Annotated in this window: 12 protein-coding genes; 3 read left to right on the forward strand and 9 right to left on the reverse strand. The window is 68.2% G+C overall.

Annotated elements, in window-relative coordinates:
* Positions 1-43: 43 nt before the first annotated feature.
* Complete coding sequence (locus KB201_RS22070; protein ID WP_154885525.1) at positions 44-817, reverse strand: enoyl-CoA hydratase-related protein; 774 nt, start codon at positions 815-817, stop codon at positions 44-46.
* 236 nt (positions 818-1,053) lie between these two features.
* On the opposite strand from KB201_RS22070, the gene KB201_RS22075 reads away from it, so the two are divergent.
* Positions 1,054-1,803, forward strand: coding sequence for a FadR/GntR family transcriptional regulator (locus tag KB201_RS22075; RefSeq protein ID WP_068972150.1), 750 nt, complete (start codon positions 1,054-1,056; stop codon positions 1,801-1,803).
* A 7-nt stretch (positions 1,804-1,810) separates the two neighbouring features.
* Here KB201_RS22075 and KB201_RS22080 read toward each other — a convergent pair whose 3' ends face one another.
* The 4 genes from KB201_RS22080 to KB201_RS22095 all read right to left on the reverse strand — a co-directional run bounded on the left by KB201_RS22080 (position 1,811) and on the right by KB201_RS22095 (position 7,501).
* Positions 1,811-3,265, reverse strand: a complete 1,455-nt coding sequence (locus KB201_RS22080) for a wax ester/triacylglycerol synthase domain-containing protein (protein ID WP_058252825.1) — start codon at positions 3,263-3,265, stop codon at positions 1,811-1,813.
* Complete coding sequence (locus KB201_RS22085) at positions 3,262-4,755, reverse strand: HAD-IB family hydrolase (protein ID WP_058252824.1); 1,494 nt, start codon at positions 4,753-4,755, stop codon at positions 3,262-3,264. Before KB201_RS22085 ends, KB201_RS22080 begins: the two co-directional genes overlap by 4 nt.
* Positions 4,752-7,097, reverse strand: a complete 2,346-nt coding sequence (locus KB201_RS22090; RefSeq protein WP_058252823.1) for a glycerol-3-phosphate 1-O-acyltransferase — start codon at positions 7,095-7,097, stop codon at positions 4,752-4,754. Before KB201_RS22090 ends, KB201_RS22085 begins: the two co-directional genes overlap by 4 nt.
* A 200-nt stretch (positions 7,098-7,297) precedes the next feature.
* A complete protein-coding gene (locus tag KB201_RS22095; RefSeq protein WP_058252822.1) occupies positions 7,298-7,501 on the reverse strand; it encodes a cold-shock protein in 204 nt (67 codons plus the stop codon).
* Positions 7,502-7,718: 217 nt separating this feature from the next.
* Here KB201_RS22095 and KB201_RS22100 point away from each other — a divergent pair, with 217 nt between their 5' ends.
* Entirely contained in the window at positions 7,719-11,150 is a 3,432-nt protein-coding gene (locus KB201_RS22100) for a serine/threonine-protein kinase (RefSeq protein WP_159371674.1), read from the forward strand.
* A 116-nt stretch (positions 11,151-11,266) separates the two neighbouring features.
* Complete coding sequence (locus KB201_RS22105) at positions 11,267-12,100, forward strand: aldo/keto reductase (protein WP_159371673.1); 834 nt, start codon at positions 11,267-11,269, stop codon at positions 12,098-12,100.
* Positions 12,101-12,502: 402 nt separating this feature from the next.
* Here the strand turns inward: KB201_RS22105 and KB201_RS22110 are convergent, their stop codons facing one another.
* From KB201_RS22110 to KB201_RS22125, 4 genes are all read right to left on the reverse strand, one after another.
* Positions 12,503-13,297, reverse strand: a complete 795-nt coding sequence (locus KB201_RS22110; protein WP_159371672.1) for a class I SAM-dependent methyltransferase — start codon at positions 13,295-13,297, stop codon at positions 12,503-12,505.
* A 93-nt stretch (positions 13,298-13,390) separates the two neighbouring features.
* Positions 13,391-14,791, reverse strand: coding sequence for a xylulokinase (xylB, locus tag KB201_RS22115; RefSeq protein ID WP_159371671.1), 1,401 nt, complete (start codon positions 14,789-14,791; stop codon positions 13,391-13,393).
* Positions 14,788-16,263, reverse strand: a complete 1,476-nt coding sequence (locus KB201_RS22120) for a mannitol dehydrogenase family protein (RefSeq protein WP_159371670.1) — start codon at positions 16,261-16,263, stop codon at positions 14,788-14,790. Before KB201_RS22120 ends, xylB begins: the two co-directional genes overlap by 4 nt.
* The gene (locus KB201_RS22125; RefSeq protein ID WP_159371996.1) at positions 16,260-17,315 is read right to left on the reverse strand and encodes an NAD(P)-dependent alcohol dehydrogenase; all 1,056 of its coding nucleotides are present in this window, start codon (positions 17,313-17,315) and stop codon (positions 16,260-16,262) included. Before KB201_RS22125 ends, KB201_RS22120 begins: the two co-directional genes overlap by 4 nt.
* Positions 17,316-17,330 lie beyond the last annotated feature (15 nt).

Genomic DNA, 17,330 nt, shown 5'->3' on the forward strand with positions numbered 1-17,330 from the left:
CGGTGCGTCGGGTCCGCGTCCCGATGGCGCGGACCCGACGTCGTCACTTGCGTGCGAGGTCGGCGACCTGGGCCTCCACCGCGGTCTTGGAGTCGGGGTGTTCGGACAGTCGCACGGTGAAGGACTGCTCGAGCTCGTAACCGCGACGGATGTCGAGATCTTCGCAGCCGTTCAGGGATTGTTTGGCGAGCACGATGGCGTGCCTGCTCTTCTCCGCGATGGAGCGCGCGCGGGCGGTCGCGATCTCCAGGAGATCGTCGTGGGCGACGACCTCGAGCGGTGCTCCCCACCGCTCCAGGGTCGACGCGTCGACCGGTTCGGCGGTGAGGAACATGCGGCGCATCGCCTGCTGGGGCAACATGCGGGCGGTGAAGCGACCACCGCCGAGGACCCCGACGTTCATCTCGGGCAGTCCGAAGGTGGCGCGTTCGGACGCGACCACGAGGTCGGAGAGCGCGACGAGTCCGAACCCGCTTCCCAGGGCCGGGCCGTTCACCGCGGACACCACGGGGAGGTGACACTCGCGCACGCTGAACAGCGCCCGCCGGGCCCGCCGCATCGCGATGTCGCCGCTGACAGTGGACATCGTCCGGAACTCGTTGATGTCGTTGCCCGCGCTGAAGATGCGGCCCTGACCGGTCAGCACGATCACGCGCACGTCCTGGTCGTCGGACAGCGCGTCGAACGTCGCCGCGATGTCCTCGTACATCTGCCCGTCGATGGCGTTGACCTTGCCCCGCGAGAGCTCGACGAGTGCGATACCGGGCTGGTGCACGGTGACGGAGAGGTTCCCGGAGGCCGGGGAGGTGGTCTGCATGGGTGCCTATCTGTCGTGGACTGCGCCGACGGGCGGTCGGGGCCCCGGCGCGAACGAACGGAACGGGACTCACGGTAATCGAGCGAGCAAAATATGTACACAGTTACGACGACGGGTCGTCTCGCCACCGCACCGATCGTTCGAGGGCGACCGTTGCCGCCCCGATCCGAACTAGAGAGCAGGTGCGGGCGGGTAAGGTGTCGGCACCGACCGATCAGCCGAGACACGGGAGCCGCATGACCGTCGCCGACGAGCCCGCCACCCGGCAGCCGCGCGGGCAGAAGATGTCCGCGCGGGTGGCCAACATGGTGGCCGATCAGATCCTCAGCGGTGGCATCGTCGAGGGTCAGCGCCTGCCGACCGAGAAGGAGATGGTCAGCGAGTTCGGCGTGGCACGCACGACGGTGCGTGAGGCACTGCGGCTCCTCGAGAGCCGAGACCTCGTGACGATCAAGGCGGGAATCGGCGGCGGGCCCATAGCCAAACGGCCCGAACTCGATTCGCTCGGCAACATCATGAAGCTGTTCCTCCAGATCAACGGCGCGAACATCAGTGATGTCATCGACGTCCGGTTGATGCTCGAACCGATGGTCGCGCGGGCCGCGGCGCAGAACGTCACCGACGAGCAGATCGAGTCGATGCAGCGGGCACTGGACCGGATGCGCGACCATCCCGAGGACCACGCCAACTTCCAGGAGAACAACGCCGCGTTCCAGCGCGGGGTGTACGAGGCGGCGGGCAATCCCGCACTGCGGGTGGTCATGGAGACGCTGTGGCTGCTCGTTCGCGACGCCGAACCCGTCGAGCATCCCATCGCGACGCGGCTCGCGGCCTTCGAACTCCAGCAGGACATCCTCGACGCCATGCGCGCTCGCGATGTCGAGGCGACCGCGGCCGCGATGGACGTCTTCAACCAGGAGTCCGCCCGGTACTACCGCCGCCGGCTCCGCGACATCATCTCGCGACCCGTGCGCTGGCAGATCTGAGCGTCGACTAGACCACCCGTCGTAGCACCCCCGGCACGACGTCGTCGTCGGCGGCGAGAGCCAGCACCTCACCGAAACCGGCGACGAGGCAGTCGGCGAACAACTCGAGGTCGGTGACCGCGGCGCCGTCGGAATTGATTCCGAGACAGGCCGTTCCGTTGTGGGTGATCATCGTCGCCATCATCGCGCAACCGGGCAGCGGGCCGAACGGGAACATCCGCTCGACCTTGGCGCCGGCCACGTAGGTGTCCCACGGGATGCCCGGCACGTTGCTGGCCTGCAGATCGTTCTGGCTGGTCGTGCCGCTGAACTGCATGAGCACCGATCCGGGTAACCAGGCCATCACCGAGCCCAGCGTGTTGAAGATGTCGACGGCCGGTTCGTGCCGGGCGACGCGGACCTGTTCGCGGATGGTGAGGACCCGCTCGAAGGGGTCGGCGATCCCGACCGGTCCGGCGAGCCGTCCCACCGCGATCCGGTTGCCACCCGCCGGATCCTCCGGACGCCGCACCGAGATCGGGATCGCGACCGGCATCGTCTCGATCGGGGTGCCCATCTTCTCGTGATAGAGGCGGAAGCCGCCGATGAGCCCGGCGAGGTAGACGTCGTTGATCGACGCCCGCGTCGCCGTCGCGGTCGCTTTGAGGTCGGTGAACGGGACCTCGAACGCGCTGAAACGCCACGACAGGCTCCGATGCGCGAGCAGCGGGGAACCAGGGGGGCTGACCAGGCCCGCCACGCGTGGAACCGAGCGACCATATCGGAGAACGGAACTCAATGCCTGGCGGGGATGCGCCAGCGCGCGGACGCCGCGGAATGTCGTGTCGACACGATGCGGGATCCGCCGGATCTCCTCGCCCACCTGCCGGCGGAGCAGGTCGACGGGCGTGATGTTCACCGGATCGGGGCTCGGCGGCTGGGGTTTGCCCGGATTGTGTTCGCGTGTGGGCGAATGCAGCTGGGCCAGTCCGATGATCGCGCCCAGGCCGTCGGTGAGCGCATGGTGGGCTTTCAGGAAATATGCTGCCCTGCCGTCCGGCAGCCCTTCGATCAGCGTGCCCTCCCACGGCGGCCGTGCGGCATCGAGCGCGGTCATCGCGAGCTGCTCGCACGTGATGAGCAGCTCACGCATGCTGCCGTTGCCGCCCAGACGGATTCGGCGCAGATGGTAGTGCAGGTCGAAGTCCGGGTCGACTGCCCAGCTGGGCGTTCCCATGCCGAACGGGGAGTCGACGACGCGCTGCCGGAATCGCGGGGCCATTCGGCTTCCCCATTCGTGGGCAGCCACGAGCCGGTCCCAGTCCGGGGCGCAGTCGTACACCTCGAGCATGCAGATGGTCCCGCGCATCCGGCGATCGGTGTCGCCTCGCCACATGATGGTGTCCACCGAGCTCATGTGGGGCTCGTTGGCCCAGTCGAGCGGTCGGTCCACCCCGTCGGTCAGGTCCGGTTCCTCGCTCACACTTGCCTCTCTTCCGGTACCTCGACGGGTGGCCGGGCGTCGTCGTCGGCGAAGAAGTCCAGCGGCCAGTCGGCCAGGGCGCTGATGTACATCTGCCGGACCTCCTCGGCGCGGTCGCCGATCTCGTCGGGCGACCAGTCGCTGGTGTCCACCGGCGGCAGCACCATCACCTCGACGGTCCCCGGTCGGATGAGTTGCGCACCGCGCCACATCAACTCGCCGGTGTTACGCAGGACCACCGGTACGACGGGGACACCCGCCTGCATCGCGATGTGGAACGGACCCTTCTTGAACCTGCCGACACGTGGTGTGGGCGACCGGGTGCCCTCGGGCGCGACCACGAGCGACATTCCCTCGTCCCGCAGAGCTGTGACGGCCGGCGCCAGCTGTTCGATCGCGCGGCCCGGGTCGGCGCGATCGATGAACACCAACCCGGCCTGCTGAAGGATCGGCCCGACCACCGGAACCCGTTGCACCTCCTTCTTGGCCACCCCCGTGGCCTCGGACCGCACGAGGTTGATCATCACCGGCAGGTCGAGTTTCGACTGGTGGTTGAACAGGAACACGCACGGCCGCGCCGACGTGAGGTACTCGCCTCCGTCGAGGACCTGCACGTGGATCCCGGCGAGTGACAGCCCGACGTCGGTACCGGTCGGCAGGGCCTCGACGAGTGCGGCGGGATCGCGTCGAACGAGCCCGGTGGTGACGCCCACCGCGGCGGAGGCGAGAAACGAACCGTAGAAGGCGCCGGTTCGGGCCAGCATCCCGAGCCGGTTGTACGTGGGGTTCTTCAGGTCGATGATCGGCCAGCCGCGGGATTCGGCCTCCGCCCGCAGTATTCGGCGCGGGGAGACAGCCGCCGGGTTGCCCACCGACTCCAGGTACGGGATGTCCTCGTTGCCGTCGCTGTAGGCGAAGGAGGCGTCGAGGTCGATGCCGTGCTCACGGGCGAGGGTGCGTACCGCAGCGGCTTTCCCCGGACCCCAAAGCGGGCGTCCCCGGATGTTGCCGGTGACCACCCCGTCGACGACCTCGACATCGGTGGCGAGTGCGAAGTCGGCCTCGATCTCCCGCGCGATGGGTTCGATCTGGAATCGGGTCGCCGACGACGCGATGACGATGGTGTGTCCCATCTCCCGATGCGCGCGCAGGATCTGCCACATCTGCGGCCGCAGCTTGGCCGCCGTCTCGTATTTGAAGAGGTGTTCGCCGAACTCGATCAGCTCGGCGTAGGTCTTGCCGGCGAACGTGGGACGCGTGGCGTCGAGCACTTCCGCGTAGTCCTGTTCGGACACGACGCCGCGCAATCCGATGAGCAGGAAGTCGGCGAGTTCGCCGAAACCGAATTCCATGCTGCGCAAGCGTGCTCGCATGATGGCGGCGGCGGAGAAGCCCTCGATCAGGGTGCCGTCGTAGTCGAACAGCGCGGCGACCTTCTTACCGGTGGGTGCCGACCGGATGGCCCGCATCCGGTCGGTGAAGGCACTCATCGTGTCCCCTCCGACCAGACCGTGTCCATGGTGTCGGCTCCGCCCACGGCACGCTGGAGATCCTCGATCGACGCGATCCGGGCCAGCCGCTCGCGCATCGATTCGACCTCGTCGAGCCAGTCCCGGCGGGCGGTCGCGAGGTCCGCGACCTCCTCGCCGTGGATCAGGTGGCGGTTGTCGGCGAGCTGATAACAGCCGTCGTAGAGGTCCTTGGAAACCGAATCCTTGCTGCGCACAACACCTTGCAGGGACAGCTGGCGTCCCAGACCGAGGCATTCGACGATCAGGTCCTCCTTGTCGCGCGATGCGGTGCCGAGTTCCACGAGTTTGGTCGCGAAGACCAGTTGGGCGTCGAAGAACGGCTGCAGGGTGCGTCGGGCGAGGAGTCCGCCGGTGTGGCCGTGCAGTACCTCGTAGGTCCACTCCTGCGTCGGCGTCACGGCACGCCAGCCCGGGGCCAGCAGATCGAGTTCGAGACCGAGTCGGTGCAGGAACTCGGTCTTGGCCGGGAAGAAGAACTCGAACTTGAGCAGATCGCGGATTCGCAGGGCCTCCCGTTGCGACGCCGCGAGCAGCCCCTCGTCGGCGAGCGGACCGTCGGCCGTCTCGTCGTATCCGACGGGGTGTTCGTCCGGCGGGATGTCGTCGGCCCGGACGTCACCGTCGGCCACGGCGAGCATGGCGACCTCGACGATCGCGCGGTCGACGAAGTGATGGAGCGCCCCGTTGCGGTAGTAGGCCGCGACCGCGTGATTGTCCGGCACGATGGACCACACCGGTTCGGAACCGCCGTCGAAGCAGCTCACCACGCCGTTGCCGGCGAGGACCCGGAGAGTCTGGGTCAGCCCGACCCCGCGGCACAGGGCTGGGTCCGGGCCGGGTAGCTCGCGCCGGCGGATGTAGTCGAGCAGGGGAGCCAGGATGGCCTCGATCTCCGCGAGCGTGTACGCCCTGTCGTGCGCGCCGAGGAGGGCGAAACCGGCCAGCGAGGTCGCCGAGATCGGGGTGGCGGAATTGATCTCGTCCATCACCCGGAACGCGACCTTCTCCAGCCGCGCGCGGCCCTCGCCGGCGTCGGCGAGAGCGGTCCGCAGCGAGATGGGGGTCCCGAATCGCACCCGGGCCTCGCCCAGGTAGGCGCGCTGCGCCTTCGCGTAGCGCAACAACCACCCGACGCCCTCGGGCTTCTTCGTGCCACCGGCGTCCTCGGCCGCCATCGCGCCGATCTCCTGGAGCTGGTCGTACACGATCGAGGTCGGCACGATCGTCACGTCGGCCTCGTCGAGCTGCCCCACCGCGTCGACGACGTAGGTGAGCAGTCCCAGTTTGGGCTTCCGGAGCTTGCCGGTCCGGCTGCGACCGCCCTCGATGTACCACTCCAGGTTGAAGCGCTTCTCGACGATGTAGGCGAGGTAGGAGCGCATCGCGAACTTGTAGACCGGGTCCGCGCCGAACTTGCGTCGGATGAAGATCATGCCGGCGCGGCGGGCCACCGGGCCCACCGGCCAGAACGAGAGATTGTTCCCGCCGAGCACGAGGTTGGGTGGGAAGTCGTTGTTGCGCAGCACTTTCGCCAGGACCAGCGGATCGACATAGGACCGGTGGGAGGGCAGGAAGATCAGGCCGGTGGACTTGTTGAGGGTGCGCAGGGTGTTGAGGTTCTCGACGTCGACGGTGACGTTCCAGGCCCGCTCGTGCAGTCGGTTGAAGGTCGCCGAGAACACGTCGTCCATGAGCCGGCTCTGGGTGGCGACGAAGGTCGAGAGTTTGTCGGTGGCCTCGGCGACCACCGCATCGGTGGGCCGACCCAGTTCGGCTGCGAGTTTGGCCGCGGACGTCTGGAATCGCGACGAACTGCTGATCTGCTCGGCGACCAGACGGGGGACCTTGTAGCGATCACCGACGATCTGGCGTTCGGCTCGCTCGGCCGACACCGACGCCTGGAACAGGACGAACTGGGCGAACGGCTCACCCTGCGCCTGGTGATGGGCATACCGGGTGCGTAGTTCCTCGATCGTGGCGGGTGCACCGGCAACGACGCGGAGACTGTCTGGACGTCTCTTCCGGATCAGCGGCTGGACCGCTCCGAGCGGCCGCCGGGGATTGGACAGCACCAGGACGTCGCCCAGCGTGACCCGCCGCTCACCTTGCCGGACCGCCGGGAGCCAGACCGCCCGGACAGGCACGAGCAACGTCTCCGGCGCCATGCCGTCGAAGTCGATCTCCGCCGATCGGGAGATCGTCGCGTCCGGATAGTTCGCCGCCGTCCACTCGCGTACCGCCCGCATCTCGCACGACGTACGGGCTTTGGTCAGCACCACCACCGGATCGGTCACCTGCATCACCCTCACGTCTCTGGGGTCCTGCCCCGCCTCATTGTGACGTGGACTACACCGAGGGGGGTGGTTTTCGTCAGGACGACCGACGCGCCGCGAAGACTTTCGTGTGTAACCGGTCCGGCCAGATGATGTTCGGTCCGGAGACGACGAAACGCCCCATCCGACCGACTGGCCGTCCGGGGCGTTTCGCGAAAGTCAGGAGCTCAGAGCGCGCTGACGTTGGTAGCCTGGGGGCCCTTGGCACCCTGCTCGACGTCGAATTCGACGCGCTGGTTCTCTTCGAGGTTGCGGAAGCCGCTACCTTGAATCGAGGAGTAGTGGACGAAGACATCTGCGCCCTGGTCGTCGGGAGCGATGAAGCCGAAGCCCTTTTCGCCGTTGAACCACTTGACGGTTCCCTGTGCCATACTGCTGTACTTCTTTCTTCAGTGTGCGCAACCACCAAGACCGATGGCCGCCCGTCAACTCTGTCACAGATGAGGACCGTTGGGAAACGCAGGGCGCAATCGGTGTGGGCGGTCCGCTGCGCGGGTACCCCGTTCGAGAACGAAACCCGGGTGTTCGGGGTCTGCGTGAGTAGGCTGGACAGGGCACCACGCGATCGACCTGCGATCGAGGCACGTCATGGCCGAGAACGATCCGCTGACCACACAACGCGATGCCGTCCGCGACGTCGCCGGTGAACTGGTGGAAGCAGGTTTCGCCGATCCGGTCGAGATCGGTCGTGGTGGCTACGGTGCCGTATATCGCTGTCGCCAACCCGCATTGGACCGCGATGTCGCGGTCAAGGTGCTGACCGACCACCTCGACGCCCAGAACCTCGAGCGGTTCGTGCGTGAGCAGCGTGCGATGGGGCGACTCTCCGGGCACCCGAACATCGTCAACATCCTCGAGGTCGGGTCCACGCCCGAGGGCTTTCCGTTCATCGTGATGCAATACCACCCCCACGCGTCGTTGGACCTGCGCATCCGCAGGGACGGTCCGCTCGACTGGCGCGATGTGCTCCGGCTCGGCATCAAGGTGGCCGGTGCGCTCGAGACGGCCCACCGGGCGGGCACCCTGCACCGCGACATCAAGCCGGGGAACATCCTGCTCACCGAATACGGCGAACCCCAGTTGACCGACTTCGGCATCGCCCGGATCTCCGGCGGCTTCGAGACCGACGCCGATCTGGTCACCGGTTCGCCCGCCTTCACCGCGCCCGAGCTCCTCGCCGGTGCGACGCCATCGGTGACCTCCGACGTCTATGGGCTGGGCGCGACCCTGTTCTGTGCGCTGACCGGCCACGCGGCGTTCGAGAGGCGCAGCGGGGAGCAAGTGGTCGCGCACTTCCTCCGCGTCGCGAGCGAAGGAGTTCCCGATCTCACGTCGGCCGGATTCCCCGCGGAGGTGTCCGGCTGCATCGAACATGCGATGGCGCGCGAACCCGCGGACCGCTCCGGGTCGGCGGCAGGGCTGGGCGAGGAACTGCGGAACGCGCAGCGGCGGCTCGGGGTGCCACTCGACGGGATGGCACTGCCGGACGGGTCCTCGGAGCCTGCCACCTCGACGACGCCGCGGCGGCGGCGGACGACGATGACGCTGCCCATGCCGTCGACGAAGTTCCGCCCACCCATCCGGCCTCGGGCGCAGGTCACCAGGACCCGACTCCTGAAGACACTGCGCGACGGGAAGCTGCGCCGTCTCACGCTCATCCACGCACCCACCGGCTACGGGAAGACCACGGTCGCGGCCCAGTGGGCCGAGGAGCTCGCCGTCGACGGCGTACCGGTGGCGTGGCTGACGGTCGACGACACCGACAACGACGTCGCACGGTTTCTCGCCGACCTCGTCGAGGCACTGCGCCGGGCGGCCCCGGACGCCGTCGGCGACTGCGCCGCGGCGGTCGAGGAGCACGGCGATCGCGCCGAGGAGTACGTGCTGACATCGTTGATCAACGAGGTCCACGCGCACGGCCGGCGCATCGCGCTCATCGTCGACGACTGGCACCGGGTGACGGACCCGACGGTCATCGGGGTGATGGACTATCTGCTCGAACACGGTTGCCATCACCTGCAGGTGATCGTGACCAGCCGAACCCGGCGAGGCCTCCCGGTCAGTCGTTTGCACGTCCACGACGAGATCATCGAGATCGACATGGAAGCACTGTGTTTCGACGAGGCGGAAGCCGGGCGGTTCCTCCTTGATGTCGCCGGTCTGGACCTGCGGGGCGACGAGGTCGCCGAACTGTGGTCATCGACCGACGGTTGGGTCGCGGCGCTGCAACTGGCATGCGTGTCGCTGCGCCGATCCGGGCATCCCGGCGAGCTGATCGGCGACATCTCCGGTCGCCACCATGCCATCGGTGACTTCCTCGCCGAGAACGTCCTGGGCGTGCTGGAACCGGAGGTCCTGCATTTCCTGCTCACCGTCTCGCTGCCGGAACGGATCTGCGCCGATCTCGCGACCACGCTGAGCGGCGAGGCGCGCGGACAGGCCATGCTCGAGGAGGTCGAGCTCCGTGACCTGTTCCTCACCCGGGTCGACCAGGCCGGCGAATGGTTCCGGTTCCACTCCCTGTTCGCCGAGTTCCTGCGACGCAGGCTGGAACGGGATGAGCCGCAACTCATTCCGCAACTGCACCGCAGGGCGTCGGAGTGGTTCGCGGGGCACGGGATGCTGACCGAGGCGGTCGACCATGCGCTCGCCGCCGGTGACGCGGACCGCGCCATCGAACTCGTCGAAACCGACGGCCGGTCACTCATCGAACACTCGCGAATGACCACCCTGATCACATTGATGGAGAAGTTGCCGCCCGTGGCGGTGGCGGCCAACCCGATCTTGCAGATGCAGCTCGCGTGGGCGAACCTTCTCCTGCACCGCGCCGCGCTCGCCGAAGCCTCCCTCGAACGGGCGCGGGTCGCACTCGAGCGACGGGCGAGGTCCGATGCTGCCCTGGGGATTCGGCGTGAGGCCGACATCGCCGAGGCGTGCGTGCGCGCCATCTCCGACCGGCTCGACGGGCTCGACGAACTGGTGGCGCGCCTGGCCGACGACCTCGACGGGTTGTCGCCGTTCCTCGTGTCGGCCATCCACAATGTCGGGACCCTCAGCGCCACCTTGCGATTCGACTTCGACGAGGCTCACCGCTGGCAACAACGCGCGATCCCGGCACACCGACGTAACACCGGTCCGTACGCGGTCATGTACGGTTACGGCCTCGACGGGCTCGCCTACGTCGAGCAGCTCGACCTCGACCGTGCCGAAGCATGTTTCCGTACGGGACTCCGGTTGTCGCGCGAACAGGGTTCGTCGACCCAGTCGCAGGGTGCGCAGCTCGCCAGCGCTCTTCTCGCGGCGGTCCGGTACGAGCGCGGTGATGTGTCCGAGGCCGAACGACTGCTCGACGAGAGCTTCTTCATCGGGGCCGCCGAAGGCGTCGTCGACATGATCGAGGCTCGCCACCTCGTCGGGGCGCGCGTGGCGTTGTGCCACGGTGACCGGGCGGTCGCGGCGTCCTACCTGGACGAAGCCGTGGACATCGCCGAGCGGCTCGACACCCCACGGCTGCGTGCCGTCGCCGAGAACGAGCAGGTGATGAGGCACCTGCCGGCTCGTCGTAGGGTGTCTGCGCGCGTCGATGCCGGCGCCGAGGTGCCGACACGCGGCATCGCGGCGATCGTCGCGCAGCTCCATGCGGAGACCGCGATCCGGTTGATGCTTGACGCCGGCGAGTCCGCCGAAGCCCCTGACGTCGCCTGTCGGTGGGCGCAGGAGTGGGTGGACCGGTTGGCCGGCAGTGGCCGCCACCGGGCGTTTCTGCGGGCGCGACGACTACTGGCGGTGTGTCTCGCTGCGGCCGGTCGGACGCAGGAGGCACGCGCACACACCCTGGCTGTCCTGGCGCAGTGCGCAGCGTCGGGCATGGTTCGGTTTCCGCTGGATGGCGGCGACGAGTTCACCCGGCTCGTCGACGACGTCGCCCGCAGTGTTCGTGCCGGTGACCGTCCCGCTCCGGCAGCGTTGTCGCCGGATTTCCTCGGCCGGGTGCTCGGCGACGGTGGCACCCGTTCGTGACCAGGCCGGGAATACCAGGGCGGGCCGGCGGCCTTGAACCACAGCGTGGCCCCACACCGCCCGCCGCGCGGGTGCGGGGCAGGTGTAGACGACCCCTAGAGAGAGGACAAGTGCTCATGGCAGTCCCGAACATCACACTGAACAACGGAATCACTATCCCGCAGTTGGGTTTCGGAGTCTTCCAGGTTCCGCCGGAGGACACGCGTGAAGCAACTCTGACCGCATTCGAGGTCGGATACCGCCACATCGACACCGCGGAGATGTACGGCAACGAGAAGGGCGTCGGCGAAGCGGTCCGCGATTCGGGCATTCCGCGCGATGACATCTTCATCACCAGCAAGCTGAACAACGGCTTCCACGACTACGACGACGCCCTGAAGGCGCTCGACGGAACCCTTGCCGACCTCGGCGTCGAGCAGCTCGACCTCTTCCTGATCCACTGGCCACTGCCGGAGGTGGGCGATTACGTCCAGACCTGGAAGGCGCTCGAGAAGGCCTACGTCGACGGCAAGGCGCGAGCAATCGGCGTGTCGAACTTCCAGCAGGCGCATCTACAGCGTCTCTTCGACGAGACCGACGTCGTACCCGCGGTGAACCAGATCGAGGTGCACCCGTATCTGTCGCAGAACCCGTTGCGGGCGTTCAACTCCGAGCACGGCATCGCCACCGAGGCATGGTCCCCGATCGCCCAGGGCAAGGTGGCCGACGACCCGGTCATCACCGAGATCGCCAAGTCCAAGGACCGCTCGCCCGCGCAGGTCACCCTGCGGTGGCACATCCAGCGCGGCGACATCGTCTTCCCGAAGTCGGTGACCCGCTCGCGCGTCGAGGAGAACTTCGCACTGTTCGACTTCGAACTGTCCGACGACGAGGTCGCCCAGATCGACCGCCTCAACAACGACGAGCGCATCGGTCCCGATCCGGACACCTTCAACTACGTGCCGGACTGACCCCCGCCCCGTTGACTGTGCGTGAGGGTGCAGGCAGCGACCCCTCTTGCTCCCTGAGGAGCGAGCTTGCGACCCCTCTTGCTCCCTGAGGAGCGAGCTTGCGACCCCTCTTGCTCCCTGAGGAGCGAGCTTGCGACCCCTCTTGCTCCCTGAGGAGCGAGCTTGCGACCCCTCTTGCTCCCTGAGGAGCGAGCTTGCGACCCCTCTTGCTCCCTGAGGAGCGAGCTTGCGACCCCTCTTGCTCCCTGAGGAGCGAGCTTGCGAGCGTCACGAAGGGTCCTGGTGAGATGCGCGGCAGACCCTTCGTGACGCGCCCTCCGCAGGCTCCGGGCGCTCCTCAGGGAGCGGGACGGGCCGGTGTGGCTGAGGTTCTTTCGGATCAGGGGCCGGGGTGACCGGAGGTCAGGAAAGGTTCTCGAGGCGAGCAGGTTTCGACAACGAGGCGCGCAACTGACTGAACCGGAACAGTGCGGGTTCGCCGACGACGTCGGTGTAGCGGTCGATGACCGTGTCGACGAAGTCGTCGACTGCACTGTCCGGTAGGCGGCTCGTCCAATCCGACGCCCCGACCGCGAACCAGGCTCGGAAGTCGTCGACCGATTCGAACTGCCAGTTCAGATCCTTCACCGTCAGGTCGTCCACGATGAACCCGGCGTCGGTGGCGAGTTCCCCGAACCGCGATGGTTCCACGTGGACGTAGGGCGCGTCGAAGCCGTCGAAGTAGCGCTTCCGCTCCGGTTGCGCCGCGACCTCCATCCCCACGTCTTCGATACTCGGTCTCTCGGTGGCGCACACCATCTGCAGCACCGCCCGACCGCCGTCGACGAGACTGCGCGCGATTCCTTGCAGCGCCGCCACCTGGTCGTGCACCCAGTGCAGCGCGTTGAACGACACCGCGATGTCGAAGTCGTCGTCGAAGGGCAGGGCAAGCACGTCGTCGACGTGGAACTGGACGCGCAGCAGGTCCGCCGGGACCCGCACGAGCGCGCGTTCGATCATCCGGCGCGAGGCGTCGACGCCGACGACCGAGCCCGACGGCAGCCGGTCGGCGAGCAGCATCGTGATGAAGCCGTCGCCGCACCCGATGTCCAGCAGGCGTTCGGTCCCGGCGAGTTCGAGGTCGCCGATCGACTCCTCGGCGACCATGCGCTGCAAGGCGCTCACGTCCGCGTACCGGTCACCGTCCCAATCGACCATCGCTCACTCCTCGGTTGTGTACCGACCCCGGGCCATTGTCCCGGCAAGTGCGCACGGCCGCCGGACGTTCGGCGTATCCGGGCCGCCGCAGTCCTACCGCCCCGCCTCGCGTTCCACCATGAGCGAGGCCTCCCGGTAGTGCGCGTACACCTCGGGCGTGGGCGTCCCGGTGAGCGTCTGGGTCGATGTCTCCCACGCGGGCAGTTCACCGGTCAGGGCCCACGCGGCCTGTCGCGCCGCACCGAGCGCCACGTGTTCGCCGTCGGCGGGGACGACGACCTCGCCGCCGAACAGACCCGGTGCGATGTGGCGCACCGCAGCCGACTTCGCGCCACCGCCGGTGAGCAGCACACGCTCGACGTCGATGCCCTGCTGCTCGATCCGTTCGCGGCAGAACACCAGCGACGAGACCAGGCCCTCGACGGCCGCGCGGGCGATCGCGGCCGGGGTGAAGTTGGCCGCGGTCAGCCCCGTCAGCGTGCCGGTCGCGTCGGGGAGGTTCGGCGAGCGCTCGCCGGCGAAGTAGGGCACCATCGTGACGCCACCCGCGCCGGGCTCAGCCGACATGGCCAACCGGGCGAACTCGGCCAGGTCCACGCCGAGCATCGACGCGGTCGACGCCAGCACCGGGGCGCCGTTCAGGGTGCAGACCAGAGGCAGGTGACGCCCGGTCGCGTCCGCGAACCCGGCCACCAGACCCGACGGATCATTCGGCGCCACGTCGCCGACGGCGCTGACCACGCCCGACGTGCCCAGGGAGACAACGGCATCCCCGGGGCCGGCGTGCAGTCCCAGTGCGGCTGCGGCGTTGTCGCCCGCGCCGGCGCCCACGACGACGCCGGACGGCGTGACGCCGGCCCGTTCCGCGGGGCCGAGGACCCGGGGCAGAAGCGGTCGACGGCCGCGGAACGCGGCGTCGAGCAGATCGGTTCGGTACTCGCCGGTCGCCGCGCTGAAATAGCCGGTGCCGGAGGCGTCGCTGCGGTCGGTCGTCAACTCGGCGAGGTCGCGACTGTCGCGCAGTCGCCAGGTCAGCCAATCGTGCGGAAGACAGATCGCAGCCGTGGCGTCGGCGTGCGCCGCTTCGTGGTCGGCCAGCCAGCGGAGTTTGGTCGCGGTGATGGAAGCCACCGGCACCACCCCGACCGAGCGCGCCCACTGCTCGGACCCGCCGAACTCGTCGACGAGAGCAGCAGCGCTCGGTGCGGAACGGGTGTCGTTCCACAGCAACGCTTCCCGGACCACCCGGCCGTTCCCGTCCAGACAGACCATGCCGTGCTGCTGGCCCGCCACGGACACCGCGGAGACGTTGTCGAAGCCGTCCGCGGCGGCGACCGCAGCGCACAGTGCGTCCCACCAGTGATCCGGGTGCACCTCGGTACCGGCGGGGTGCGGAGCGTGTCCGGTGCGCACCACCTGCCCGGTGTCGGCGTCACAGACGACCACCTTGCATGACTGGGTCGACGAATCGATCCCGGCGACCAGCGTCGTCATGCGAGCAGGTCGATCAGCGTCGCGCGGGCTCCCTTGCTGCGCAACGACTCCAGCGTCGACAGATACGGAGTGGTGAACAGCGGATCCTGCGCGAGGGTCCCAAACAGCTCGGGGTCGGCGACGAAGGCCAGCGGGTCGGTGCGGGACCGCTGCGCTCGCGGAACGAGTTCGGCCGCAAGCGGGTCGACGACGTCGATCGGTTTCCCCGCCTCGTCGGTACCCTCGGCGTAGCGGGTCCAGCTCGCCACGACCGCAGCGGCGAGGTCGCTTCGCTGGTCCCGTTCGAGGCGCTCGCGGATCACCGGGACCAGCCACTTCGGGATGCGGTCGGAGGAGTCCTGGCAGAGGCGCGCGATGGTGTCACCGATCGCCGGGTTGGCGAAACGTTCGAGGAGGGTGTCGATGTACTCCTCGACGTCGACGCCGGGAAGTGGACGGAGGGTGGTGGCTCCTTCTTCGGTCATGTACCGGCGCAACAGGTTCTCGATGTCCGGGTCGGACGCCGCGTCGTGGACGTAGCGGTACCCGAGCAGATATCCGAAGTAGCACAGCGCCTGGTGACCGGCGTTGAGCAGTCGCAATTTCATCAGCTCGTACGGGGTGACGTCCTCGACGACCTGGACTCCCACCTGCTCCAGTGCGGGGCGTCCCATCGAGAAGTCGTCCTCGAGCACCCACTGCGTGAAGGGCTCGGCGACCACCGGCCAGTTGTCGTCGACACCGGTGCGATCAGCGACCTCGGCGGCCAGTCCGGGCGGGGTCGCGGGGGTGATGCGGTCCACCATCGAGTTCGGGAACCGGGTGTTGGTCTCGATCCACGCGGCCAGTTCCGGATCGCGTAGCTGCGCATAGGCAAGAAAGGTCGATCGTGCCATGTGTCCGTTGCCCTGGATGTTGTCGCACGACATGACCGTGAACGACGGGACACCGCGGTCCCGGCGCCGCGCGAGTGCCTCGGTCACCAGTCCGAAGACGGTGCGCGGCCGCGCACTGGCCTCGAGGTCGGCGACGATGTCCGGGTTCGTGGCGTCGAACTCGCCGGTCGACGGTGAGAAGTTGTAGCCGCCCTCGGTCACCGTCAGCGAGACGATGCGTGTCGCCGGGTCGCTGAGCCGCTCGATGACTTTCTCAGGATCGTCTGGAGCGTAGAGGTATTCGACGATCGATCCGATCACCGAGGTCTCGACGGCGCCGTCGGGGTGTTTGAGGGTGAGTGTGAACAGTCCGTCCTGCGGCCCCAGGGCGTCGCGCATCGCGGCGTCGGCCGTACGGACGCCGACCCCGCAGATGCCCCACCCGCTCGCCGACGCGTCGGTGGCGAGGAGATGGTCGAGGTACATCGCCTGGTGTGCACGGTGGAACGCGCCCACACCGAAGTGCACGATCCCGGGGGTGACGCCCGAACGGTCGTAGGTCGGGACGTCCACGCCGGCGAGGCCCGACATCGTCTCGTTGTTCAGGGGTGTGCTCATCGACGAGTTCCTTCCGTCTCGTTCAGGGCGGTATCGGCGGGCCCGGGCAGGTATCTCGAAAGAGACGGGTAGACCACAGCTTTGATGGTGCCGGGTGTGCGATCGGAGTCGAGCGCGTCGGCGAGTTGGTCGAGTCCGAACCGGGCGGTGACCATAGCATCGAGGTCGACGGCGCCGCTCCGGACCAGCGCGAGAGCCGTCGGCCAGGTGTTGGCATAGCGGAACACCCCGGTCAGCACCAGTTCGCGGTTCTGGATGAGCGACACCGGCAGTTCCATCGAGTCGGCGCCCATCCCGACGAGGACGACGCGCCCGCCAGGACGCACCCGGGCCAGTCCATCCCGGACCGCACCCGCGACACCGCTGGCATCGACGAAGGCATCGACGGGTTCGCTCCCGGTTCCGGGCTCGATCACCGTGGTGGCACCGAATTCGATTGCGCGAGAACGTCGCTGCTCATCGGGCTCACTGACGACGATGCGCGCGAGACCGGACGCCCGGGCGACCTGCGCCACCATCAGGCCGATCGGACCCGCGCCGGCGATCAGGACCGAGCCGCCCACCGACACCTCGGCTTTGCGCATCGCGGCGATGCCCACGGAGAGCGGCTCGAACAAGGCGGCGGCCTCGTCGGAGACCTCGGGTGGCACGGGATGCGCGAAATCGGCTCCGATGGTCACGAATTCGGCGAAGGCGCCGTCCACCGGAGGCGTCGCGTAGAACCGCATGTGTGGGCACAGGTGGTAGTCACCGCGTCTGCTCTCCGCTGTGGTCGGGTCGGGACGCTGCGGTTCGATGGACACCCGCTCGCCGACCCGGCCCGGGTCCACCCCTTCCCCGACGGCGACGACGACCCCGGCCGCCTCGTGACCGAGGACGAGCGGTTCGCGGACCACGTACTCGCCGATCCGTCCGTGCCGGAAGTAGTGGGTGTCGGACCCGCAGACCCCCACCGCGCGTACGGCCACCGTGACGTCACCGGGCTCCGGGTGCGGCGACCTGCGACTTTCGGTGGTCACCGAGAGATCGGGATGCAGGACGGCGGCGCGCATGGCGTCAGGAACGTC

This window comes from Gordonia sp. SCSIO 19800 (genome assembly GCF_018132775.1).
Taxonomy (GTDB): Bacteria; Actinomycetota; Actinomycetes; order Mycobacteriales; family Mycobacteriaceae; genus Gordonia; species Gordonia hongkongensis.

Bases quoted from the DNA above. Each gene is read 5' to 3' on its own strand.
- KB201_RS22120 (WP_159371670.1), bottom strand. From the start codon at position 16,263: ATGAGCACACCCCTGAACAACGAGACGATGTCGGGCCTCGCCGGCGTG.
- KB201_RS22090 (WP_058252823.1), bottom strand. From the start codon at position 7,097: ATGCAGGTGACCGATCCGGTGGTGGTGCTGACCAAAGCCCGTACGTCG.
- KB201_RS22110 (WP_159371672.1), bottom strand. From the start codon at position 13,297: ATGGTCGATTGGGACGGTGACCGGTACGCGGACGTGAGCGCCTTGCAG.
- KB201_RS22075 (WP_068972150.1), top strand. From the start codon at position 1,054: ATGACCGTCGCCGACGAGCCCGCCACCCGGCAGCCGCGCGGGCAGAAG.
- KB201_RS22070 (WP_154885525.1), bottom strand. From the start codon at position 817: ATGCAGACCACCTCCCCGGCCTCCGGGAACCTCTCCGTCACCGTGCAC.
- KB201_RS22095 (WP_058252822.1), bottom strand. From the start codon at position 7,501: ATGGCACAGGGAACCGTCAAGTGGTTCAACGGCGAAAAGGGCTTCGGC.
- xylB (WP_159371671.1), bottom strand. From the start codon at position 14,791: ATGACGACGCTGGTCGCCGGGATCGATTCGTCGACCCAGTCATGCAAG.
- KB201_RS22125 (WP_159371996.1), bottom strand. From the start codon at position 17,315: ATGCGCGCCGCCGTCCTGCATCCCGATCTCTCGGTGACCACCGAAAGT.
- KB201_RS22100 (WP_159371674.1), top strand. From the start codon at position 7,719: ATGGCCGAGAACGATCCGCTGACCACACAACGCGATGCCGTCCGCGAC.
- KB201_RS22105 (WP_159371673.1), top strand. From the start codon at position 11,267: ATGGCAGTCCCGAACATCACACTGAACAACGGAATCACTATCCCGCAG.
- KB201_RS22085 (WP_058252824.1), bottom strand. From the start codon at position 4,755: ATGAGTGCCTTCACCGACCGGATGCGGGCCATCCGGTCGGCACCCACC.